Origin of the sequence: Flavobacterium sp. LM4, assembly GCF_002017935.1 — a bacterium.
In the GTDB taxonomy this organism is placed as follows: domain Bacteria; phylum Bacteroidota; class Bacteroidia; order Flavobacteriales; family Flavobacteriaceae; genus Flavobacterium; species Flavobacterium chungangense.
In genome coordinates, this window is record NZ_MUFW01000001.1 from 451,087 (window position 1) to 475,474 (window position 24,388).

Annotated in this window: 19 protein-coding genes and 1 tRNA gene; 10 read left to right on the forward strand and 10 right to left on the reverse strand. The window is 33.8% G+C overall.

Annotated elements, in window-relative coordinates; all coding sequences use genetic code 11:
* Positions 1–7 precede the first annotated feature (7 nt).
* From BXU10_RS01980 to BXU10_RS02000, 5 genes are all read left to right on the forward strand, one after another.
* Positions 8–1,798, forward strand: a complete 1,791-nt coding sequence (locus BXU10_RS01980) for a RagB/SusD family nutrient uptake outer membrane protein (protein ID WP_078225888.1) — start codon at positions 8–10, stop codon at positions 1,796–1,798.
* Between the two features lie 39 nt (positions 1,799–1,837).
* On the forward strand, positions 1,838–3,397 hold the full coding sequence (locus BXU10_RS01985; protein WP_223255372.1) for a DUF5123 domain-containing protein: 1,560 nt from the start codon (positions 1,838–1,840) through the stop codon (positions 3,395–3,397).
* A 209-nt stretch (positions 3,398–3,606) separates the two neighbouring features.
* On the forward strand, positions 3,607–6,855 hold the full coding sequence (locus BXU10_RS01990) for a pectinesterase family protein (RefSeq protein ID WP_078225890.1): 3,249 nt from the start codon (positions 3,607–3,609) through the stop codon (positions 6,853–6,855).
* A 209-nt stretch (positions 6,856–7,064) separates the two neighbouring features.
* Positions 7,065–7,931: a T9SS type A sorting domain-containing protein gene (locus tag BXU10_RS01995; protein WP_078225891.1), complete on the forward strand. Its 867-nt coding sequence runs from the start codon at positions 7,065–7,067 to the stop codon at positions 7,929–7,931.
* Between the two features lie 141 nt (positions 7,932–8,072).
* Complete coding sequence (locus BXU10_RS02000; protein WP_078225892.1) at positions 8,073–8,972, forward strand: carbohydrate kinase family protein; 900 nt, start codon at positions 8,073–8,075, stop codon at positions 8,970–8,972.
* 37 nt (positions 8,973–9,009) lie between these two features.
* Here the strand turns inward: BXU10_RS02000 and BXU10_RS02005 are convergent, their stop codons facing one another.
* Both BXU10_RS02005 and BXU10_RS02010 read right to left on the reverse strand, forming a co-directional pair.
* Positions 9,010–10,230 (reverse strand): DUF763 domain-containing protein, encoded by a 1,221-nt coding sequence (locus BXU10_RS02005; RefSeq protein WP_078225893.1) that lies wholly within the window; start codon positions 10,228–10,230, stop codon positions 9,010–9,012.
* An 83-nt stretch (positions 10,231–10,313) separates the two neighbouring features.
* Positions 10,314–10,571 carry a hypothetical protein gene (locus BXU10_RS02010; protein WP_078225894.1) on the reverse strand — a complete coding sequence of 86 codons (258 nt, stop codon included), beginning with the start codon at positions 10,569–10,571 and terminating at the stop codon, positions 10,314–10,316.
* 325 nt (positions 10,572–10,896) lie between these two features.
* On the opposite strand from BXU10_RS02010, the gene BXU10_RS02015 reads away from it, so the two are divergent.
* Complete coding sequence (locus BXU10_RS02015) at positions 10,897–11,946, forward strand: alpha/beta hydrolase (protein ID WP_078225895.1); 1,050 nt, start codon at positions 10,897–10,899, stop codon at positions 11,944–11,946.
* A 53-nt stretch (positions 11,947–11,999) separates the two neighbouring features.
* On the opposite strand, the gene uxaC is transcribed toward BXU10_RS02015, so the two are convergent.
* The 3 genes from uxaC to BXU10_RS02030 form a co-directional block, all read right to left on the reverse strand.
* Positions 12,000–13,412, reverse strand: a complete 1,413-nt coding sequence (gene uxaC, locus BXU10_RS02020; protein ID WP_078225896.1) for a glucuronate isomerase — start codon at positions 13,410–13,412, stop codon at positions 12,000–12,002.
* Positions 13,413–13,481: 69 nt separating this feature from the next.
* Positions 13,482–14,639: a mannonate dehydratase gene (gene uxuA / locus BXU10_RS02025; RefSeq protein WP_078225897.1), complete on the reverse strand. Its 1,158-nt coding sequence runs from the start codon at positions 14,637–14,639 to the stop codon at positions 13,482–13,484.
* A gap of 196 nt (positions 14,640–14,835) precedes the next feature.
* Positions 14,836–15,648: an SDR family oxidoreductase gene (locus BXU10_RS02030; protein ID WP_078225898.1), complete on the reverse strand. Its 813-nt coding sequence runs from the start codon at positions 15,646–15,648 to the stop codon at positions 14,836–14,838.
* Between the two features lie 263 nt (positions 15,649–15,911).
* On the opposite strand from BXU10_RS02030, the gene BXU10_RS02035 reads away from it, so the two are divergent.
* Positions 15,912–17,012: a substrate-binding domain-containing protein gene (locus BXU10_RS02035; protein WP_078225899.1), complete on the forward strand. Its 1,101-nt coding sequence runs from the start codon at positions 15,912–15,914 to the stop codon at positions 17,010–17,012.
* A 633-nt stretch (positions 17,013–17,645) separates the two neighbouring features.
* Entirely contained in the window at positions 17,646–18,236 is a 591-nt protein-coding gene (locus tag BXU10_RS02040) for an SHOCT domain-containing protein (RefSeq protein ID WP_078225900.1), read from the forward strand.
* Positions 18,237–18,885: 649 nt separating this feature from the next.
* On the opposite strand, the gene BXU10_RS02045 is transcribed toward BXU10_RS02040, so the two are convergent.
* Positions 18,886–18,959 (reverse strand) — tRNA-Met (locus BXU10_RS02045).
* A 153-nt stretch (positions 18,960–19,112) separates the two neighbouring features.
* Here BXU10_RS02045 and BXU10_RS02050 point away from each other — a divergent pair.
* Both BXU10_RS02050 and BXU10_RS02055 read left to right on the forward strand, forming a co-directional pair.
* Positions 19,113–19,505 (forward strand): START-like domain-containing protein, encoded by a 393-nt coding sequence (locus BXU10_RS02050; protein WP_007804463.1) that lies wholly within the window; start codon positions 19,113–19,115, stop codon positions 19,503–19,505.
* Between the two features lie 54 nt (positions 19,506–19,559).
* Positions 19,560–20,396 (forward strand): aminotransferase class IV, encoded by an 837-nt coding sequence (locus BXU10_RS02055; protein ID WP_078225901.1) that lies wholly within the window; start codon positions 19,560–19,562, stop codon positions 20,394–20,396.
* Here the strand turns inward: BXU10_RS02055 and BXU10_RS02060 are convergent.
* The 4 genes from BXU10_RS02060 to BXU10_RS02075 form a co-directional block, all read right to left on the reverse strand.
* Positions 20,393–20,953 carry a YqgE/AlgH family protein gene (locus BXU10_RS02060; protein WP_031456995.1) on the reverse strand — a complete coding sequence of 187 codons (561 nt, stop codon included), beginning with the start codon at positions 20,951–20,953 and terminating at the stop codon, positions 20,393–20,395. The two genes, BXU10_RS02055 and BXU10_RS02060, sit on opposite strands and share 4 nt — an antisense overlap.
* A gap of 128 nt (positions 20,954–21,081) precedes the next feature.
* Positions 21,082–21,354 carry an HU family DNA-binding protein gene (locus BXU10_RS02065; RefSeq protein ID WP_031456994.1) on the reverse strand — a complete coding sequence of 91 codons (273 nt, stop codon included), beginning with the start codon at positions 21,352–21,354 and terminating at the stop codon, positions 21,082–21,084.
* Positions 21,355–21,534: 180 nt separating this feature from the next.
* Positions 21,535–22,482 carry a methionyl-tRNA formyltransferase gene (gene fmt / locus BXU10_RS02070; RefSeq protein ID WP_078225902.1) on the reverse strand — a complete coding sequence of 316 codons (948 nt, stop codon included), beginning with the start codon at positions 22,480–22,482 and terminating at the stop codon, positions 21,535–21,537.
* Entirely contained in the window at positions 22,482–24,377 is a 1,896-nt protein-coding gene (locus BXU10_RS02075; protein WP_078225903.1) for an ATP-dependent DNA helicase RecQ, read from the reverse strand. The genes fmt and BXU10_RS02075 overlap by 1 nt, the downstream gene beginning before the upstream one ends.
* Positions 24,378–24,388: the final 11 nt, after the last annotated feature.

Here is a 24,388-nt window from a genome sequence, read left to right on the forward strand (position 1 = left end):
CTACAAAATGAAACATAAAATAATAATAGCAGGATTGATTATTTCTGGTTTATTCAGTTCTTGTCAACAATTTGAAGAGGATTATTTAGATGCTCCTGCACAATCGACCATTGATGAGTCTGTGCTTTTTTCTACTGCAGGACTTGCTGAAGCAGCTATAGATGGGATAAAAGTGCCTTTTGCTGAAACTAATTCTTATAGAGGTCGTTTTTTACCATATTATGGTTTAAATACTGATATCGAATGGTATACTGCATCTACTTCTGGAGATGTTAAAGCAGATTTATGTGTCTACGATGCGAAACCTGAAAATACTGAAATGAATACCGCAAACAACGCTTATGCTATGATGTTCTCAGGAATTGAGCGTGCTAACATTTGTATTCGTGGTTTACGTAGATATGGTAATCCATTACCTGATACGCAAATGGGGCAATTATTAGGAGAGGCTTTGACTCTAAGAGCAATTTATTATGCTGATTTATTGAAAGCCTGGGGAGATGTCCCTGCTCGTTTTGAACCAATTACTAGTGAAACACTGTATTTACCTAAAACAAGTAGAGATGTAATTTATAAACAATTAATTGCAGATTTAGGAGAAGCTGCTACTTTGGTTGCTTGGCCAAATGCAACTACATACACTAATACAGTAGAACACGTAAACAAAGCTTTCGTAAAAGGGTTTCGTGCTCGTTTAGCGATGGTAGCTAGTGGGTACCAACAATATCCTGATGGTATCAGAAGAAGTACAGATCCGGAATTATCTGTTGCAAATATGTATGCTTTAGCTTTAAAAGAGTCACGTGAAGTGATTGAAAGTGGTTCAGCAAAATTGGAAACTACTTTTGAAGGTTTTTGGAAAAAATACAATCAGGAAGTAGTTACATCTGGAGGAGAATCTCTTTGGGAACTTCCTTTTTCTGATGGACGCGGGCGTATGTTATTTACGTTTGCTGTAAAACATACTACAAATGATCAATGGCATGCAAATGGTGCTGGACGTGGAGGAGTAGCAGGTCCATTACCTTATGTTTTTTATGATTATGATTTGGCCGATACCCGTAGAGATGTAACTTGTGTACCTTACAAATGGGGAACTGCTGTTAATAACGTTGCAAAGCAAGAGTTAAATGCATTAGATACCTGGTACTTCGGTAAGTATCGTTATGAGTGGATGAAACGTTTTGTTACTTCTACAAATGATGATGGTGTAAATAAAATATACATGCGCTATGCAGAAGTTCTTTTAATTGCTGCCGAAGCTGCAAACGAATTAGAAGGACCAACTGCTGCTGCTCCATATTTAAAAGAAGTTAGAAGAAGAGCTTTTGCTTCGACAAATCATGCTACAAAAGTAGATGCTTACGTAAATGCTTTGACAGACAAACAATCGATGTTTAATGCTCTTATTGAAGAAAACAAGTATGAGTTCACTGGAGAAATGGAGCGTAAACAAGCTTTAATTCGTTGGAATTTGCTAAAAACTAAAATGGATGAAGCAAAAGTAAAAATGACAGATTTGAAAGCTCGTACAGGTGCTTATGCAGATGTGCCATCTACCTTATACTATAAATATGCCGCAGACAATGTTTCGTTAATAATATATGGTTTGAATCGTGGTGAAAATGTTAACCCTGGTGTTGATTATACTGCAGCTATCTGGACTAAATTAGACGACGCTAAAATTGCTTCTGTTTATAAAGCTGGAGTTAATCCAGATAATAGACAATTTTGGCCAATCTGGAAAGTATTTATTGAGACGAGTAACAATCAGTTAGTAAACGATTACGGATATTAATAGCTCATTAGAAAATAAAAATCATAAACAGATATAATTATGAAAGTAAAAAATATAATTAAAGGACTAATTGCTTCTTTTTTGCTTGTAGTACTAGCAGCCAGTTGTGATAGTTTAAATGATGCTTTAATTGACGAACTTGGAAATACAAGAGTGTTTTCACCTGTAGACGTTACAGCAAAAGTTAGAAATCAAACATCAGTTGAGTTGAATTGGACTGCAAATGCACAAGCGGATCATTATGTTGTAGAATTTAGTGCAGATGATCCAAACTTTACGACTATCTTCAAAACTGTAGAAGTTACAGCTGAGGATTTGCCGGTAACTGTGGCTTTAGAAGGTGAAACACTTTATTCTATAAGAGTGAAAGCTGTAACAACGGGGTTGGAAGATTCTAAATGGACTGTGACAACTGCTACTACATTATCAGAAGAATCATTTTTACCATTTCAGGATGGTGACATTCAGGCAAAAAAGGTTACTTTAAGATGGACTCCGGGCATTAATGTAACTAACATAGTTTTAACTCCTGGTGACATAACACATGTAATTACAGCTCAGGAAAAAGCTGCTGGTATCGCAACTATTGAAGGATTAACTGCAGAAGTAAATTATCAGGCAACTTTATACAACGGTGCCAAGAAAAGAGGAGCTAAAACTTTCCAAACGGCTTATGATTTAGCTGCAGGAGCAATTTTGCTTACTACTTCGGATGATATTAAAGCTATTATTGAAGCTGGCGGTTATACTGAATATGTATTTGAACCCGGAGATTATACCTCTCAGGGGGTAAATATTACTCTTCCGGCTGGGGCTGCTACTTTACGTGGTTTAAGAAGTTATGACAAACCAAAATTAAATGTTGCTTTTATACTTCCGTCAGGGTCTTCTAATGTGAGTTTGATTGATCTGGATTTATCTGGTAATACTAATACAGCTGCTCTTAAGCCTCAACTTGTTGATTATACAGGTTCTTCAACTTATGGTAACTTGTTGATTAATGGTTGTGCAATTCATGGTTATGATAAAACATTAGTAGGAGCGGCTACAGCTGTAAACGCTAAGATTGAATCAATAACAGTTGAAAATTCTATTGTAACAAATGTTGGTATTGTAGGTGCAACAGGAGATTTTATTGATTTTAGAGCATCTTATGTTGGATTAATTGCTTTAAAAACTAGTACTTTTAATAATTGTGCGACCGCAAGAGCTTTTATTCGTGAAGATGCTGGTACAGGATCTGGTACTGGTACAGGTCTTACATCAAATATTTTAATTGATAGTTGTACTTTGTATGGTGTTACCAATACAATTGCTGCAAGTGGTTATAATATTATTTATGTTCGTTTTGCTTCAAATGCCACTACAATACGTAATTGTATTTTTGCTGAAACTGTTGCCAGATTTACTAATAACTCTGCAACTGTTGCACCGACATATTTAAATAATAACTATTATAATGCAGCTACGCTTAATTCTGCAAATGCAGCAGGTACGGCTTTAAATCCGGGTTTTACTAATGCGTCTGCTGGTGACTTTACAATTAGTAATCAAACCTTAAAAGACAATAAAGTAGGAGATCCACGTTGGATTAAATAAAAAACTTATTTGTTAATTATAAAAGGCATGCTGAATTTAAACATTTGCGCATGCCTTTTTTAGTAGAAGATATCTTGTTAAGAAAACTTAATTTGGATGAAATGAGAATAAAGATAATTCGTTGGATTAGTTAGGTTATTAATGGCATCCAACGAATTCTAAAAATAAAGATTAAAAATTAAAATTTTACTAACCAATTAATACCACTTATGAAAACAAAATTACGATTACTCTTTTTTACGATATTGCTTTCAGTATCGTATATCCATGCTCAAAAAACAGATGTTTGGGATTTTGGAGGCGCAACATTGGATGTTAATTTGTATAATAATAAATTGACTGCCACTGATATTAACACTTGGTATACCTATAGTGCAACAATTGTGCAAGGGACAGCAAGTTCTGCTAACGTTCTAAGTGGCTCAACAGCTTTGACACTAACTTCTGGAGCACTAACACTTAAAACAGGCAATAATGACAGATTGTATACAACGAATACAGCTATTACAAGATATGCAACAGGTAATTTAGGGACAACAGACGCTAATTATACTGCAAGATATTATTGTAATGGTAGTGCGAGTGCTACAACACGTTTTTTTACTCTAACATTAAATGAAGATGATGAAGTAACGGTTGTTGCAAGTATAGAATCAGCTGCTTCAAGTAATAACTTAACAGTTGTTAATACTACAACAAATACCCAAACAGAGTTGATTCCATTAGTAACGTCAGGTACTAGTGTTACACTTGCAAAATTTCAGGCAAAACAAGCTGGAAACTTTACAATAACTTGTTTGGGAGGTAAAGGGAATTATTACCGAATTTATAGAAAACCAGCTTCTTATGCTGCAATAACAGGAAATCTAGATGTTTCACAAGCAGCAGACATTCCTAATGGATATTCTGTAGTATTTACAAATACGGCAGGAAAATCATGGACGGCTCCTGTTACTAATGGTACTTATAATGTGAGCCTTCCTAAAGGTTTTACTTACAAAATGACTTTGCTTAATGCCAATGGTTATATTATTAGTAATGGCGAATACTTAGCTGTTTCAGATGCAACTACGACTTATGATATTGCGATTTTAAAAGTAGATTTATATACAGTAAGTGGTTCAATCACAGGATTGGGAACAGATATTTCAAAATTAAGTTTAACATATACTCCAGATGCTTCTGCTAATAAAGTGTATATTCCTAAACCTGTAATTAATACCGCTAATGCGACTTATAGCGTAGATTTGGAAGCAAATACACAATATGTTGTTTCAGGTCAGGGAGTTAATGATTATGAAATTTTATCAAACGTTGTAAATATTACAGGTGCTACTTCAGCAAATGTTGCATTTACAGCAAAACCTGTTTATGGTGTAACTATAAATGCCACGGGTTTAGATGTTACGCAATTAAGTAATCTAAAATTAACTTTTACCAACTTAAACGAAAGTGGATATGTTTATAATTTTAACTCAACAACCGGTATTTCTTTGCGTAATGGTACATATGCAGTTAGCTATACTGGCTTAGATGCTTATTCAGTTGAGCTTGGTTTGGTTTCTAATTTAACAGTGAATGGTTCAGCAGTTACAAAAGTTTTAGCATTCAAACCGGTTTCTGTTTGGTCTTTTGATGATAAAACAATAACAACTTCTACTACTGCATACAAAGGGATGGTGTTTGGAGGAACTGCTGCGACTATTTCTAACAGTGTTTCTTCAGGTCATTTATTAGCAAAAACCGGTGGTACTATTCAGGTTCCGGTAAATGTTGGAGATAAAATTACAGTTTCATATTATTACACGGCTAATTTCTCTATTGATGGAGGTACAGCAATTACAACTGCAACTAACAGTACAGCAAATGTAGAAAAAGTAGAATATACATACCCGGGAAGTACATCTGGATATGTAACCATTACTATGGGCGGTTCAGCATTAACAACTTATATTACTGAAATTAAAATTGGTGGCAGTATACCTTATGTTTCTACAATTACTGTAGGAACTGACAAAACATACAAAACCATAAATGCAGCATTAGATGCTATTGCGAAAATGCCGCGTACCGCTTCAGATCGTGTTACAGTTATGATTGATCCGGGAAACTATGAAGAAATGTTAGTAATAAATCAGGCGAATGTAACATTAAAAAATGCGGCATCTAATCCAACGATAGAATTATTAAATAAAGGGGTTGATATTGGAAGTTCTTCGGTTAGGGTTACTTCATATTATGGTCATGGATATAGCTATTACAGTATGTCATCAGATCAAAAATGGCATGAAGATGTTTTAAAAGTAAACAAAGAAAATGGTTATTTATCTTATGCTAATGCAGGTTCCGGAACTACTAATGGATCTTATTGGAATGCGACTATAGTGATAAATGCTAACGGTTTTGAAGCAAATGATATTATTTTTGAGAACTCTTTTAATCAGTACATTTCTAAAAAAGAATCCGAAGATGTGGTTGAAATGTGGGCAGTAGGAAATAAAGGACTTCGCCCAACAGATATTGGAAATACTGCTGTTCAGAACAGAAGCTTTGTAGAAAGAGCAGCTGCTATCTCAATTCTTAACAATGTTGATAAAGTAATATTGAATAAATGTAGAGTGATAGGTCGTCAGGATTCATTTTATGGAGGAACCGGTGCCAGAGTAGTAGTATATAAAGGCGCTATGATGGGGGCTGTAGATTATATTTTTGGTGGAATGAATGCTGTTTTTTATAAAACTGATTTGTCAATGAATACAAGTGATGTAAGTAGCGATCAGGCTTATATTACAGCTCCTCAACAAAGTACCGGAAGAGGCTATTTAATGTACGAATGTAAAGTTACAACAGCCACCCCTGGAATAGAAACAGCTTCAGCTTATCGTGCAAAACCAGGTTATTTTGGTCGTCCTTGGGCTGCTAATACAAGTGAAGTTGTTTTTTATAATACTACGATTGAAACATCTAATTATCCAAGTAGTGAAAATCTTTCTTTAATTGTACCTGCAGGCTGGAATAATTCATTGAGCGGAGAATCTGTAAAAATGTATGAATACGGAACTATAGAAAACTCAGGGGTAAACAATAGTACAAGTCGTGCTGCATGGTCTACTAAATTAGCAGCACCTATATTAAATGATGGTACAGCTATTACAACTTTTAATTTTACAAAAGGAAGCGATAATTGGGATCCTTTACCACAATTAATTGCTAATGAAAGTTTAGGGGTTAAAGATAATACGCCAACTTCTGCTGTTAAGGTTGTTGGATATAAAAACAGAATTGCAATTTCAAATGTAAAATCAGAAACGGCTGTGGCTGTTTACAGTATTACAGGAGCTAAGGTAAAAACATTCAAAACAACTCAGGATGTTGATTTTGAATTCCAAAATGGTATTTGGATTGTGGTTGTTAAAGCTGAAGATGGTCAAAAATCTGTGAAAGTTATTACACATTAATTTCAAGTTTCAATTTATTTAAAGCATGCCTATTATTTTAGGCATGCTTTTTTTGTTTTAGGTTTATTCTTTTCCTGCCAGGATGTATGAAATGGATTGTATAATAAAAATTTTAAAATAAACACATATTTTTTTACATTTTAATAAAAAAATATTAACTTAGAAAATCGATTACAATTGTGATTATTAAACTATTAAAACCATAAATTATGAAAAGAAAATTACTTTATTTAACTGCTGTTTTGCTTTTTTCAGTAGGATCTATTAATGCACAAACTACAACTTGGAATTTTAGCGACAATACTGTTAGTGGTACCGTTACAGTTCCAAGTCCAGCGTTTCCTACTGCAGGGGTTCTTACAAGCGCTTCGGGTAGTACTGCAGGAACTTCACCAAATACTATAAACGTTGGTGGTTTGAATTTATATGGACATACTGCTGTTGGTGCTTCAGCTTTTGCTGCTATATCAGGGAATAGCCAAACTTTTTCTGATGGATATGTTGGTGCAAATAGAGCAAGTACTGGAGGTTCAAGTGCAGCGGCAACAGGGACTTTTTTGCCTACTATTCGTTATTTTTCTTTCAATGTAAGTGGTCCATGTACAGTTAAAGCTTGGATAAAACATACAACAGCGATACCTACTAATGGTACAGTACCTACAACACGTACTCTTTATGTGTCAGATGGAGCGGCTCTTTATGGAAGCGGTTCAGTTACTAATGACGTAACTGCTAATTTATCTAATGTAGTTACCGTTAATGTTACAAATTCTGGTTTGGTTTATATTTATGGGGATAGTTCTTTTGCAGTTTATAAGATTGAAGTTTCTGGAGCAACACTTTCAACTAATAATTTTCAAGCAGATTCTAAAGTAACTATATTTGGTGCAGATGGAAAAATCAATGTTGCAAATGTAACTGCAGCTGCTAAAGTTAGTGTGTATAGTATAACAGGTGCACTGGTTAAATCTACTGCAACTAGTGAAGATGTAAGTTTATCTGTTAAGAGTGGTGTTTATATTGTAAAAGCACAATCTGAAGAAGGTACAAAAACAGTAAAAGTTTTAGTGAAATAAGCTAAATTGTAATATTAAAAGGGAATATTCGGATAACGAATATTCCCTTTTTTTGTAGAATACAGATAGCTAATTTGTTTGTAGATTTGCTATAAGGTTGATTGTTTTTACTTTAAATTGTAATTTTAGAAAAAAATATAAATGAGTAATAACAAAAAACTTAAAGTCGCAGCCTTCGGAGAAATTCTTTGGGATGTTTTTGATAACGAAAAAAAGATTGGCGGAGCACCATTAAATGTGGCTTTGCGAATGAAAAGCCTGGGGTGTGAGGTCACCGTGATAAGCAGTGTGGGAAATGATGAAGATGGAGTTGCTATTCTTAATGAAGTAAAAATATTAGGGGTGGGGACGGATGTAATATTGCAATCGGAAACGTTTCCAACAGGTTTGGTAAACGTAACTCTGGATAAAAATGGTTCTGCAACTTATGATATTCATTACCCGGCAGCCTGGGATAAAATCGAAATAAACGATTTGGGTCAAAATTTGGTAAACAATTCAGATGTTTTAATTTACGGAAGTTTGGTTTGCAGGGATGAAGTATCCCGAAAATCTTTAGAAATATTATTGCAACACAGAATTTATAAAGTATTTGATGTTAATTTAAGAAAGCCACATTATTCATATGAAATTCTTGAAAGATTAATGAAGTCTGCCAATTTTATCAAATTCAATGATGATGAAATTCTTGAAATTGCTAGAGCTTTGCACTCTCCTTTTACAACACTCGAAGATAATATTGAGTTTATAGCTTCCAGAACAAATACATCATCTATTTGTGTAACAAAAGGAAAAGATGGGGCTTTGTTCTTATGGGAAGGAAAATTGTATAAAAACGACGGTTATCTGGTTCAGGTTGCCGATACAGTAGGCGCAGGAGATTCATTTTTAGCATCATTAATAACTTCTTTGCTTACAGGAAAACTGCCTCAGGACTCTATTGATTTTGCTTGTGCTGTTGGGGCATTAGTTGCTGCATCGACTGGCGCAAATCCGGTTATTTCTTTTGGTGAAATTGAAAAATTGATTTCAGGAAAGTAATAATTGACGTAAAATTAAATCCCGCTATCTAATCAGTTTAAAACAATTCCAGTTGATTATTTGGATGAATAGGCTTGTTTTTAGGTGGTTTAGTATCTCCAAAAACAGTTCTTCCTCCATATTGGTGCGATTCGTCTCTTTCTCTTTGAATTAGTGCATCAAAATTGGAGTTTGGTGTAAAACTTTCTTCAGCCTTTCTTGATATTTCGGACAATTTTTGAATCGCTTGTATTTTATCGCTATTGCCTATTTTAGCACGATTAATAGCTCTTTGCAAAGTATCAATTGTTTCATCGTATATTTTTACCGGAACAGGAAACGGATGTCCGTCTTTTCCACCATGGGCGAATGAAAAACGTGCCGGATCTTCAAATCGGGTAGGAGTGCCGTAAATGATTTCACTAACCAATGCTAATGATTGTAAAGCTCTTGGCCCCATTCCTTTTAAAAGCAGCAGTTCTTCAAAATCTTCCGGTTTATTCTCATGAGTTGTCCAGAGCATTGAGCCGAGCCTTTTCATATTAACATCCTCCATCCTGACATCATGATGTGCAGGCATAGAAAGGTACTGCATCTCCTTCATGATTTTTGCTGGAGATTCTTTCGATAATTCCAAAATACCTTCTCTGGATTTGGTCGCTGCATGAGCTGTAAGATTTAAGATAGTACCCTGATTTTCGCCATAAATAAAAGTGTGCGGTTCATTTATAAAAGACTTTAAATCTTGCGAATGCCAATGGTATCTTCTCGCTGTTTTAGAGTTGGGATTCATTCCCTGTTGAATAACGGCCCATTGCCCTTTATTGTCCACAATAAAATTATGCTGGTACAATTGAAATCCGTCCTGAATGGCTGTATTGTCAACTTTGGCGGCAAGCCTGCTGCAATTCGCAAGATTATTGCCGTCAAGACCTGTTTTTTCACCAACAGATAAAAGCTCCTGTGGTGTTAACATGGAATGTTTGCCTTTGCCGCCACAAATGTATATACCTAATTCTTTCGAATGTGGGTTTACCGACTTTTTTAAGGCTCCAAGTACTGAAGTTGTAATTCCGGATGAATGCCAGTCCATTCCCATCACAGCGCCAAAACTTTGAAACCAAAACGGATTGCTTAATTTGCTTATTACTTCTGAAGTGGAAAATTCCATGGCAATCGTTTCTACAATTGCAAAACCAAGTTTAGACATTCGTTCGGCAAGCCATAATGGAACATGTCCATAATGTAAGGGAAGATCTGCTGTGCCGGAACGTTTCATTTAGTGAAATTTGTATCTGTACAAAAATAAATAAAATACTTTTAAATGCCGGTAAGGTCGAAAAGTTGTTCCAATTTAGAACTTTATTGCTCCTCTTCTAAATTGTCTACGGCAGAAATCTGATCCAGGATATTGGTTTGGTTTGGTGAGATATAGTTTTTTATTTCGCTGGGAGTTTCTTTCTTAAAAAGAATATCTAAGGCATTGTATAGTTTTAATAAAACATCCTTGTCTTCTTTAGCAATTTCTAAAGCCGTATTAAAATTAAAAACATAATTATTCGAATTGCGTACTTCTACTTTTATCGTTTTTGATGTGATTTTAAATTTGACTATATCCATGTTGCTGTAAATTACTTAGTTTTCAAAGCTATTCTAAACGTCTGCTATCTTTCATTTTAATATAAAGAAAATATTGCTCTGTTTGCCAGTACAAAATTAGGATTTAATAGAACTAATTCCAATACAAAAGACAATCAATTGGTTCAAATAAGATTGGATGTCTTGTAGTTGGGTACAAGGTGTAAAATTACTCCATTTATTTTATTTTCGTATTTTAATAAGTGTTTAAGTTTTATAAGGAATCATTAAAATAAAAAAAAATAAATGTGATTAAACCTTTTATCCCTAAATACAGTCTAATTTTTAACATTTAATTATATTAGTTATGAAGTATATCCTGAAAATGATTCTATTTACATTGGTACTAACATCATGTTCCAATGATGCAAACACAGAAAAATCTGATCCCCCGTATGTTGATGATGATCTTGCCGGACCTATCTCACGGCCAGCTTCAGGATATGGAGCAGACGGAACTTTTTCTGTTGCAAAAATTTCTTTTGCAAGTCCAGCCTATGAAGGTAAAAATGTTCAAATCTTTTATCCACAAGGAATTACTTCGCCCAAACCTGTTATTTTTTATTCTCATCCCTATGGAGGAGAAGAAAGTGCTTACAATATTGGACTTTACGAATTTATTGCCAAAAAAGGATATGTAGTAGTATTTGCACCTTATCCAACCACCGGAGTAACGATTGATGAGAGATACAATACTTTATGGCAGAGTTTTAAAAAAGCAGTAACAGATTACCCAGAGATCATTGATACAAAAAAAGTAGGGTTCATGGGGCATTCTTTTGGTGGAGGTGCATCATTTTCACTGGCACACAGAGCATTTATTGATGAAGGCTGGGGTGAAAACGGCAGATTTATTTTTGCAATGGCGCAATGGTATGCATACCAGTTATCAGACAGTCAGTTGCTCGATTTTCCTGCCAATACAAAGTTGATTACAGAAGTTTATGATGATGATACAACAAATGATCACCGTCTTGCTATAGATATTTTTAAAAATATAAACATTGCCAATTCAGAAAAAGATTTTATTTTAATAAAGAAAAGTGTGCTACCTTCTTTTACTTATACTGCAGAGCATAATTTGCCAAATACACAGTCATCTTATGATGCTTACGATTATTACGGTGTTTACCGACTTTTGGACGCTATGATTGATTATAGTTTTAACGGAAATGCGAATGCTAAAAATGTAGCTTTGGGTAATGGGTCAGCAGTACAAGTTACAATGCCAGGATATAACGGGCAGGCATTGTCACCTTTGGTTGTCACTGATAATCCTGTTGCATTATATCCACAATCAAGATACTTATTTCAATGTAGTTCGACTAATAATCCAAGGGTTGCTCATTGCAATTAAGTGTAAAATGAAAATAGCACCGTTTTATAATAAACGGTGCTAAAATAATTTATCTACTTCTGGTCAAAACCAAAATACACAACAGCATTCTCACTGCATATTTTACGGACTAAACCACCAATTAACGCTATGTCGTTTGGTAATTCTGCTTTTTCGACTTCCTCACCCAAAACATTGCATAAAATGCGTCTGAAATATTCATGTCTCGGAAAAGAAAGAAAACTTCTTGAGTCTGTAAGCATACCCACAAAATGGCTTAATAACCCAAAATTAGAAAGAACGTCCAATTGTTTTTGCATTCCATCTTTTTGGTCTAAGAACCACCAGGCTGCTCCGTACTGCATTTTACCGGGAGTTGAGCCATCATTAAAGTTTGCTGCCATTGAAGCAATCATTTCACTGTCGCGAGGATTTAGGTTATAAACAATTGTTTTAGCTAATGCATTTTCTTTAGTTAAACGACCAAAAAAACGACTCATATTTTGAGCCATAATCTGATCGCCAATAGAGTCAAATCCATGATCCGGACCTAATAATTGCATCATTTTGGTGTTGTTGTTTCGAATAGCCCCTACGTGAAATTGTTGTACCCATGATTTCTTTGCGTTCATGACAGCAATTTTATGCAGAACAGCAGATTTATATTGGTAAATTTCCCTTGGTAGTAAGGTTTCATTATTTAGACCTTTTTGAAATATTTGATTAACATCAGACTCAGTATAGTCTGCCGCATAATAGTTTTCATGTCCGTGATCTGATATTCTACAGCCGGCTTCATGAAAAAAGGAATGTCGTTCTTCAAGAGCTTTTAATAAATCAGCAAATGTATTTACAGTATAATGCACAGTTGCTTCTAATTTTTTGATCCAGTCAGTAAATGCCTGGCCTTTTTCAATTTCAGTTGCTTTATCAGGACGGAAAGTAGGTAATACCGCAATTTTAAATCTTTCGTCTTTTAATTGTTTATGATACTGTAAATTATCTGTAGGATCGTCTGTAGTGCCTACCATTTTTACATTCATTTTATGCAATAAATTACGGACGCTAAATTCAGGTTTCTTCAATAATTCATTACAGGTATCATATATTCTTTGCGCAGATGCGCCATTGAGTAATTCATTTATCCCAAAATAGCCCTGCAATTCCAAATGTGTCCAGTGATATAAAGGATTTCTTAATGTATTTGGCAATGTCTGAGCGTATTTTTCAAATTTTTCAAAATCAGAAGCGTCTCCGGTAATATATTTTTCATCGATACCATTGGCACGCATCGCACGCCATTTGTAATGATCTCCCTCTATCCAAAGTTGGGTAATGTTTTCGAACTGACGGTCTTCGACAATATCTTTTGGAGACAAATGTGAATGATAATCATAAATGGGCTGCATTTTAGCAAAGTCATGATAGAGCTTCTTTGCTGTATCATTGTGTAATAGAAAGTCCTCGGTTATAAAGCTTTGTTGCATGCTATGACTGTTGAAAAACTCCACCTTGCACCAATTTGTTTGCAAAAATGTGAAGGTGGAATATCATTATTATAAACTTCTTTTAATCCCTAATTCTAGTCCGCGTAATTCAGCCAGACCTCTTAAGCGGCCTATTCCTGAATATCCGGGATTTGTTTTTTTCTTTAAATCGTCTAACATTTGGTGTCCGTGATCAGGGCGCATTGGAATAATCCTTCCGGTTTGTTTTTCCATTTTTACAATAGATTTCACCACTTCATACATGTCAACATTTCCTTCTAAATGGTTGGCCTCGTAAAAATTACCTTCTTCGTCGCGTTGTGTGCTTCTCAGGTGGATAAAATTCATTTTCTCTCCATTACGATCAATCATTCCTGATAAATCATTTTGGGCAATTACGCCATAAGATCCTGTACACATGCAAAATCCATTAGAAGGCGAATCAATAGCATTTAGTAATTGTACTAAATCAGCTTCTGTACTCACAACTCTTGGTAATCCTAAAATTGGATAAGGAGGATCGTCAGGATGAATAGCCATTTTTACCCCTACACTTTCGGCTACAGGTACAATTTCACGTAGGAAATAATATAGGTTTTCTTTTAATTTAGCAGCATCGATGCCATCGTAACTCTGAAGTACTTTTAGGAAATCTTCAACACTATACGACTCCTCGGCACCAGGCAAACCGGCGATGATATTTTGCTGTAATTTTACTTTATCTGCATCAGATAACTTTTCAAAAGTTGCTTTCGCTTTTACTTGCTGTGCTTCAGTATAAGTGTTTTCTGCACCCGGACGTTTTAAAATAAACAATTCAAAAGCAGCAAATTCATTGATGTCAAAACGTAATGCTTTTGAACCATCCGGCATTTCGTATGACAAATCGGTTCTTGACCAGTCTAATACAGGCATGAAATTATAGCAAACGATATGAACGCCACATGATGCAAGATTTTTGATGCTTTGCTTGTAGTTTTCTATGTATTTTAAATAATCTCCCGATTGTTTTTTGATGTCTTCATGCACAGGAATACTTTCTACAACTGAAAAAGTCATTCCTGCAGCTTCAACTTCATTTTTTCGTTTCATAATTTCTTCGACTTCCCACACCTGTCCATTTTTAATGTGGTGTAAAGCAGTTACAATTCCGGTTGCACCGGCTTGTCTGGCATCAGCTAATTGTACAGGGTCATTTGGACCGTACCATCTCCATGTTTGTTCCATAATTTTATATTTTTTGTTTTAATTTAAAAATTTTTAGATTTAAGATGTAAAGAATTTCGTAAAATCGTCAATATCATCTATTTTATCAACACAAATCTGAAATCACAAATCTGAAATCACAAATCTGAAATCAAAAATCAGCAATCACTTTATTTATTAGTTATTTTACCTTTAGGACTATCAAATTTTCGATTATTTAAATACTTGAAGCTCCAAAACCTCCATCAACTTTAATTATTGTTCCCGTTACAAATTTAGACATATCGCTGCATAAGAAAAGCAATACACCATCCAGGTCTTCAGGAATCCCAAAACGTCCCATTGGAGTATGGTCAATTATTTTAATACCTCTTGGAGTTAGTTCACCTTCCGGAGTCAGTAATAAAGCTCTGTTTTGTTCTCCAATAAAAAATCCCGGAGCAATAGCATTTACCCGAATTCCTTCTCCATATTTAGAAGCTAATTCAACAGACATCCATTTTGTAAAGTTATCAATAGCAGCTTTTGAAGCTGAATAACCAACTACTCTTGTTAAAGGACGCTCTGCAGATGCAGATGAAATATTGATGATTACACCACTTTTTTGTTTTGCAAAAAGTTCTGAAAATACTTGGGTAGGCAAAATTGTTCCAATGATATTAAGGTCAAGTACTTTTTGTAAATGATCTTTCTTTAAATCATAAATCGCCTGATTTGGTCCAATTGTAGCTCCTGGCATATTTCCTCCGGCAGCATTGATTAAAATATCCAAACGGCCATATTTCTCAATAATACGATCTCGTATCGCTTCAAGTTCTTCCTGATTTAAAACATTTCCTTTTACAGCAAATGCTTTTCCTCCATTTTTTTCTATTTCTGCAACAGTAACTTGTGCTTCTTCAATTGATAATCCCAAAATTCCTGTAGTTACCCCCTGGTTAGCTAAAACCTGAGCCATGTTGCTTCCCAATACACCTGCACCGCCTGTAATTAGCGCTATTTTTCCTTCTAGGTTAAATATCGAATTCATTTTAATTATTTTATTTTGATTACTTACTTTTTATTTTTTTGTATACTGTGAACGTTTTTAGTTTTATTTTTTTTGACATATCTTTATTTTTACGTGTGCGTACACGGATTTAATTCTAAAAATGAATTGAAATATTTTTAATTCATTTTGAATAGGCATAAAAACAAATGTTTCCAAAAATGCTTTTATTTCGTAATCATACTGTTATAATTTTCGTGTACGCACACGTGATTTGCAAATGTATATAAAAACTTAAATAAAAAATGCAACTTTTCAATAAAAAAAATTATTTTTGGAACTTTCTTAAATTATTTAACTTAAAGCGTAAGAATATCATAACAATAAAAAAAATAGCAGAACTTGCAAATGTTTCTCCGGGAACAGTTGACAGAATCATTCACAATCGTGGACAGGTATCACAGGAGAATATTGATAAGGTAAATGCCATTATTAAAAAACATGGTTTTAAACGAAATATTTTTGCAAGTAATTTAGCCTCGAATAAAAAATCCAGAATTGCTGTTTTTTTACCAAAGCCTGAGAAATTGGAATATTGGGAGAGTCAGTTAACGGGAGTTAAAAAGGCGGGTGAAGAATTTGGAAAATTTGGTATTGAACTATATTACTTTCTGTACGACTTTGATAGTGAGTCATTTCAGGCAATGTTTTCGAAGGTGTTAGATTTTGAATGTGAAGGATTGCTTTTTTCGCCTATTTTCCATGAAGAATCACTCTTGTTTTTAGAACACTATAAAAATAAAAATACACCGGTTGTAATGATTGATTCGGATATTAATAACGATATATCTCATTTTTATATTGGTCAGGATGCTTTTAAAAGTGGATATTTAGCGGGCCGGCTCATTAGTTTTGCTGTAAAAAATGAACGGAATGTGCTTATTGTTAAAATAGCAAAAGAAATTGATAGTACTTCGGTTTATTTACAGCGTATAAAAGGATTTTATACTTTTTTTGAAGAGCATTCAGAACTGACCAATTTTAATTTTTCTGAAATTACGGTTAAAGATCCTGATGTCAATCAGCTTACTTTGGAAATGTTTAAAAACATCAGCAGTATATTCATACCCAATTCACGTGCCTACATTGTAGCACAGTTTTTAGAACAGCAAAACATAAAAGGGATTAGAATAATAGGTTATGATCTTTTAAAAGAAAATATAACCTATTTGAATTCCGGTATAATTGATTTTTTAATTAATCAAAAACCGGAAGAGCAGGGGTATACAGGAATAAGTTATCTCTACAAAAAAATCATTCTGCATGAAAAAAAATTAAATCCTACTCATTTTATCCCACTGGATATAATTGTAAAAGAAAATTATGCTACAAGTTTAAATAAATAAGTACAACATGGAAAGCAAGGTTATGCTGTTATTTTAATTAGGCTTTATTAAGTCAGAGCATTATGTTCATCTTCAGTTGTTAATATATTGATCATATTTAACTCATTTGTTTCGTAACTGTGGAGGAATATTAGAAAAGATGACTTGGAATATACAATCCGTTTGCGCAGGTCTGTATAACGTTAGTTAAGAATAGCATTCTGTGCCCGTAAAGTAAAGCAAACTAAATATGTAAAATTGCCTCGCTCTAAAAGAGTTATTTATGAAAAGCGACGCTGGCTCTCCGAAGTTTTTCTCACCAAACACTTTACAAATGTGTCCGACTTTGCATAATATTTTTAATGTCCATGTAAATTCCAAACTCCTTAAATGTCTTTCGACTTTAAATAACTCTTTTTATGGAGTTTAGTTTTATTGAATAGGGAAGAAACAACCAATTATTCTTTTGGTCGTTTGTAATCTTTTTTTGTTATTTTTGATAACATTCAAACGAAACAAATTACGCCAGTCTGCCTTAATCGCAGCGGATATATCAATGTTTGTTTTGGCATATACAAGTTGTGTGTCATATTACAAAAACGTCATGAAGAACGTTCTTCTTAAAATAAAAATTAACTTTAAAAACAAATAAAAATGGGATTTTTAGACTCACTAAAAGATTCACTTAAGTATCCAAGATTTTCGGAAAAATATGAAATGGGGTTTCCTGATATTAGTAGGGGTGACAAGCCTGTTATAATTCAATTCAGAGAAAATGAAGTCGAATTTAAAATACTGACAGGGTTTACATCAGTGAAAAAGATTATTAAGCCAGATGACATCATAGAAGTTGGACTAAATCAAGAGTCTTACAGGTCTGCAGGAAAAGCAGCTACTGGAGCAATTATTGGAGGAATTTTGACAGGTGGAATTGGCTTATTAGCTGGTGCTGCTATCGGTGGAAAAAGAAGAAAAGAAAATCATTTGACATTAATAGTAAATAATAACGGAAATGAATGTGATATTTCTATAAAACAAAGTAAAAATATTCCAAATTTATATTCAGAATTAAAAAGATTGTTAAACAAACAAACTACAAAACCAATTTTAAAAGAGTTAGAAAGTTCAGACAATGAAACTAAATCAAATTTAGCAAATGACTTAGAAAAGTTACATAACTTACTTGAAAAAGGAATTTTAACTCAAGAAGAGTTTAATGAACAGAAAAGAAGGATGCTCGAATAAAGATAATGATCGTTCCCGCTCCCAACGTTAGTTTTCATCGAGTGCCTACTTAAATTGTTTCCCAAAAGCAGGCATTACAATGCGGTTAAAAATAATATTGTTCTCTGAAGAAGTGTTTCGGATGAAAATCTGGGCTGTAGATAGAACATGTAGTGCGTTGCATATTCTAATAAGGTAACAGCAAAAGGGCTGGTAAGTTTTTCGCAAGTAATTTTAGCTAGTTCACTTATTAGTATGATGGTTCGTCAGCCTGCCTGAAATGAAGCGGCAAAAGTTAATTATTTTGTTAAGAGGTTGTTTGAAGTTTGTTTTTGGTATTTAGTATTCAATGATTTAGGAGTGAAGTGAAGTAAATTTTATAGAATAGGAGTGTTATTGGATAAAAATTTTAGAAGTTGGAGCCGAAAATTAGTATAAAAAAGCAAATAAAATGTAAAAGGCGGGAATAATTCAAAATAGCAGCTAATAATGTCTCACTTTATAAATACTTCCTTATCGAATAATGCAAAAATCCGGAATAGTTTTGGGAGTAACTTTTAACAACTTTTCCCTATTTAGAAATAAGTTTGAGCTAATTAAAGTCGTAGTTTTTAATACAAAAAGCAATAAAAAACCCTTAAACATTTCTGTTTAAGGGTTTTGCCTTTTGTAGCGAGGACGGGAGTTGAACCCGTGACCTCAGGGTTATGAATCCTGCGCTCTAACCAACTGAGCTACCTCGCCAGAATCGCATGCGAACCGAGTTCCTCATTGCGGGTGCAAATATAAAAATTATATTAAAAATGACAAGCATAAAATGAAGAAAAAAAAATATTTTTAAAAATGCATTGTTTTCGGACATATATTCTTATATTTCGAAAAAATTTAAAGCAACACATGGATTCAAAAATACGTTACGAAATAGAGTTTCCTATCAATTCTTCGCCACAACTATTATATCAATATATATCAACACCGTCAGGTTTGTCTGAATGGTTTGCCGACAATGTAAATTCAAGAGGTGAGTTTTTTACTTTTATCTGGAATGATTCACAGGAAAAAGCACGACTTGCTTCTAAAAAAACCGGCGAAAAAGTAAAATTTAAATGGGTCGATGAGGCAAGTAAAGACACAGAATATTTCTTTGAACTGCATATATTGGTTGATGAATTAACCAAAGATGTGTCATTAATGGTAATTGATTTTGCTGAAAAAGAAGAAGTAGGGGAAGCTAAGCAATTGTGGGAGAATCAAATTTCAGATCTGAAACATCTTATAGGTTCTGTTTAGTAAAAGTCTATTTTATGCCTTATATTTGCCCTGAACAAAATTCAGGGTTTTTTTATGATCAATTTTAACGGAAATGTATTAGAGCAGAAAAATGTGTTAACTCAAAATCGTGCTTTTTTGTATGGTGATGGTGTTTTTGAAACACTAAAAATAGTTAACGGTAAAATCCTGTTTCTTGAAGATCATTATTTTAGGTTAATGGCTTCTATGCGGGTTGTTCGTATGGAAATTCCAATGAATTTCACAATGGAATATTTTGAGGAGCAGATTTTAAATCTGGTAAAACAAAAAGAGATTTCATCATCTGCAAGAGCCAGAATAACTGTTTTTAGAAACGATGGAGGGTTGTATTTGCCAAAAACAAATGAAGTCTCTTATTTAATTCATGCCACACCTTTAGAAAATGCTTTGTATGCATTAAATACCGTTTCATATGAAGTAGATTTGTATAAAGATTTCTATGTAACAAAACAGTTGTTATCGTCTGTAAAAACAACTAATAAGCTGATAAATGTTACCGGAAGTATTTTTGCTCACGAAAATGGCTTAGAAAACTGTATTTTACTTAATGATACGAAGAATGTGGTTGAGGTATTACAAGGGAATTTATTTATGGTTACGGGGAAAAAACTAATTACTCCACCAGTTTCAGAAGGTTGTTTAAATGGTGTTATGCGTAAGCAAATTTTAGCTTTGGCAAAGAGGATGGAAGGGATAGAAGTGTCTGAAGAAATAATTTCACCTTTTGATCTTCAAAAAGCAGATGAATTATTTCTGACAAATGTAATCACAGGAATACAGTCGATAACAAAATACCGAAAAAAGGAATTTACAGCTAATTTGGCTCATTTGTTAGTCCAAAAGCTAAACGAATCCATATCTCAAAATTAATTCAGATATGGATTCTCTGGTGCATTTGACCAAATAAGATAATCACCTCCAAGCTCTATAATTTGCTCTTTCCAAAAATGAGTGGTAGATTTTCCAATAATTTTGTTTTTATAACTGTTATCGGTTATAATCCAGGAGTTTCCCTGCATTTCATTCTCAAGTTGATTTTCATCCCAACCTGTGTATCCTAAGAAAAAACGAATGTTGTTTTTGTGAATAGATCCGTTATTTATTAGGTCTTTAGTCGATTCAAAATCACCTCCCCAATAGATACCATTCGAAATCTCAACACTGTTTGGGATTAATTCAGGAATATTGTGAATGAAATAGAGGTTGTCCTGTTCTACAGGTCCGCCATTGTATATTTTGAAATTGGCATCAATTTCAGGAATTAAGTCATTAATAGTGTATTTTAACGGTTTATTAATGATAAAACCTATTGATCCTTCCTTGTTATGGTCTGCTAATAAAATTACCGATCTATTAAAAGATAAATCCCCAATTATAGAAGGCTCGGCAATAAGCAGGTGTCCTTTTTTTAATTTTTCTGAAATCATACGGCTACAATTTTTATTAAATTTAATCAAAAAATTTTTAAAAACCCAAATAAAATCGATAAACCGTACAAAAAAACCCTCTATAAGGAGGGTTTTAATTATATTATAAGTTTAGAGAACTTTCTTACTTAGTTCACTGCACCTTCTAATTCAGCTCCGGCTTTAAATTTCACTACATTTTTAGCAGCAATCTGAATAGTTTTTCCTGTTTGAGGGTTTCTACCATCTCTAGCAGCTCTGGCAGATACCGACCAAGATCCGAAACCTACCAATGAAACTCTTCCTCCTTTTTTCAAAGTAGTACCTACGTTTCCTAAAAATGATTCTAAAGCTAATTTTGCAGCAGCTTTTGTAATTCCTGCATCAGCAGCGATAGCATCGATTAATTCTGATTTGTTCATAATAATTAGTTATTAATTGTTGGTTAAAAAAAATTGTTAATACACAAATTTAGTAGGAAATCCGTTCCTTGCAAGTGTTTTCTACAAATTTAGCAATAATTGTTAATAACTTATTTTTTTTGTTCATAAAACGACTGGTTTTATCACTAAAAATAGTTATAAACCCTTGTTTTACTGAGCTTAATAGACCTTGGCTGAATCAGAAAAAGCAATCCCGTTAAGTAATTCTGCCACTTGCATTCTCTTTTTTCCGGGTAATTGTAAACTCAAAAGATGTAAAAATCCCCCTTGTACTGCAATTTTAATTTCTTTTTTACTGGAAATAAGTTTTCCTGTTTCATGTGAATGCGATTCTAAAAACAGTTTTGCCTCATATATTTTGATACTTAATTCTTCGTTTTTATCTTTCAAAAAACACCAGGAAGCAGGATATGGGCTTAAACCGCGAATAAGATTATTGATTTCTGTTCCGGATTTTGTCCAGTCGATTTTACAGTTTTCCTTGTTTAGTTTATATGCCGTTTTTATATTGTCGTTATCTTCCTGGATAGTTGTGGTTACATTTCCATTTTTAATGACTTTTAAGGTGTTGATCACAGTTTCGCTTCCTAAAAACATTAATCGGTCATGTAATTGTCCTGCGTTTTCTTCAGGTTCAATAGCAATTTCCGAATTTAAAATCATCGCTCCGGTATCAATTTTATCATCTATGAAAAAAGTAGTAACGCCGGTTGTGTTTTCTCCGTTGATAATAGCCCAGTTAATGGGGGCTGCTCCGCGATAATTTGGCAATAACGAAGCATGCAGGTTAAAGGTTCCTAAATCCGGCATTTCCCAAACAACTTTTGGCAGCATTCTAAAAGCGACTACGATTTGTAAATTAGCGTTCAAAGACTTTAATTCGGCTAAGAAATCTTCATCTTTTAAATTTGTTGGCTGTAGTAAAGTAAGGCTGTTGGCAAGTGCGTATTCTTTTACTGCCGAATATTTTAGTTTTTGTCCACGTCCTGCCGGTTTATCTGCAGCGGTAATCACGCCAACAACATTGTAATTGTTTTTAATAATGGTATCCAAAATGCCGACAGCAAATTCAGGAGTTCCCATAAATATAATTCTCAATTTTTTCATTATGATTTTAAAGTGTATTTGTTGTTCGCTAATATGGTAATATGATTGTTTTCTAATAACTCCTGAAGTACCAAAATAATATCGTTGGCATCCAGTTTTATCTGGCTTTGAATTTCTCGCGAAGTTAAAGCAGCAGATTTTAATAAATACAAAATTTTATCAGCAATCGAATCTGCTTCGGTGATTTTTCCTTTTTGAATAATGCAATAAGAACAAACGCCACAATTCTCTGTCGTTTCTTCTCCAAAATAATCTAAAACTAATCGATTTTTGCAGGTCTTATTCTCTTTTATATAATGCAGAACAGATGAAAGCTGTTCTTTTTTTAATTGATTTTGTTTTTCGAGATATTTTGAAACTCTGTTTATGGTAAGATCATCTTCGCGAACTTCATTAAATAATATAGTCGCGTCGTTATTTTTTGATTTGTATTCGATGATTTCTTTTTCTTTTAGTTTTTCTAAAACTGCAGAAACTTGTTCTTCAGAATGATTTGATTTTTTGGCAATCAACGAAATATTAAAAGATGTTTTCATTTCGTAAATTCCGGGATACGTTCTCAAAATTGCCAAAATGATTTCTTCATCATTTGGATTCAGACTCATATATCGAATGACTTCTTTTGATTCAATTAAAAACTGCATGGTAATTTTTTCTGAAAATTCTTGTGACATTGTTATGATTCCCTGCTGATTCAAAAACTGCAAAGAGTTATACGTTTTTAAAGTAGGGAAGTCGTATTTATTACAAAAATGATTAAGTTTGAACGAAAAAGAATCATCTAAGCCTTCGCCATAAGCAATCTGAAAATAATTGCAAAGTTTCACATACATCGTTTTTAGAAACTTCTTATCAGGCAAAACACTCAAGAATTGCTGTTCTGTTTGGTTTGAATCTGAATTGTTATAAAGTAAAACCGAAAACGCTTTCTCGCCATTTCGTCCCGCTCTTCCGGATTCCTGATAATAATTTTCTAAGTTTTCGGGTAATTGTGTATGAATGACTGTTTTTACATTGTCTTTGTCAATCCCCATTCCAAATGCATTGGTCGCCACAATTACCTGTGCTTGTTCGGACATCCACAATCCCATGTTTTTGTCTTTTTCTTTTGCCGAAAGGCCACCGTGATAATATGTTGCCTTAAATCCTAATGATTGTAATTGGGTTGATATATTTAAGCACGATTTTCTGTTTCGTACATATATAATAGAAGGTTGTGGGTTTTTCTTTAAAATTTGCTCAACACGATAAAGTTTGTCTTCGATTTCAAAAACCATATAGGCAATATTCTTTCTTTCAAATGACTGCTGAAAAAAATTAGGGTCTTTTAATCCTGTCTGTGTCTTAATGTCTTCTACAACTCTTGGTGTTGCAGTCGCAGTCAAAGCCAAAAACGGAATTTTAGGAAAATATTTTTTAAGTTCAGAAATTTTTAAATAAGCCGGACGGAAATCGTGACCCCATTGCGAAACACAATGCGCTTCGTCAATAGCAATTAAATTGATAGGCAGATTTTTAATACGTTCCAAAATCCAGTCAGATTGTAAACGCTCAGGCGATAGATAAAGAAACTTATAATTTCCGTATTGGCAATTATCCAGTAGATCTATAATTTCTTCGGTATGAATTCCTCCTGTTAAGGCAATAGCTTTAATTTCTCTTTTTTGCAGATTTGCCACCTGGTCTTTCATCAAAGCAATCAAAGGCGAAACAACCAGACAAATTCCGTCCTGCATCATGGCCGGAACCTGAAAACAAATCGATTTTCCACCTCCGGTAGGCAACAGTGCAAAAGTGTCATGACCTGCTAAGACCGAATCAATAATTTCTTTTTGCAGTGGTCGGAAACGGGTATGTTTCCAGTATTTTAAAAGAATATCCTGTGCTTCCTGCATGGCCAATGTAT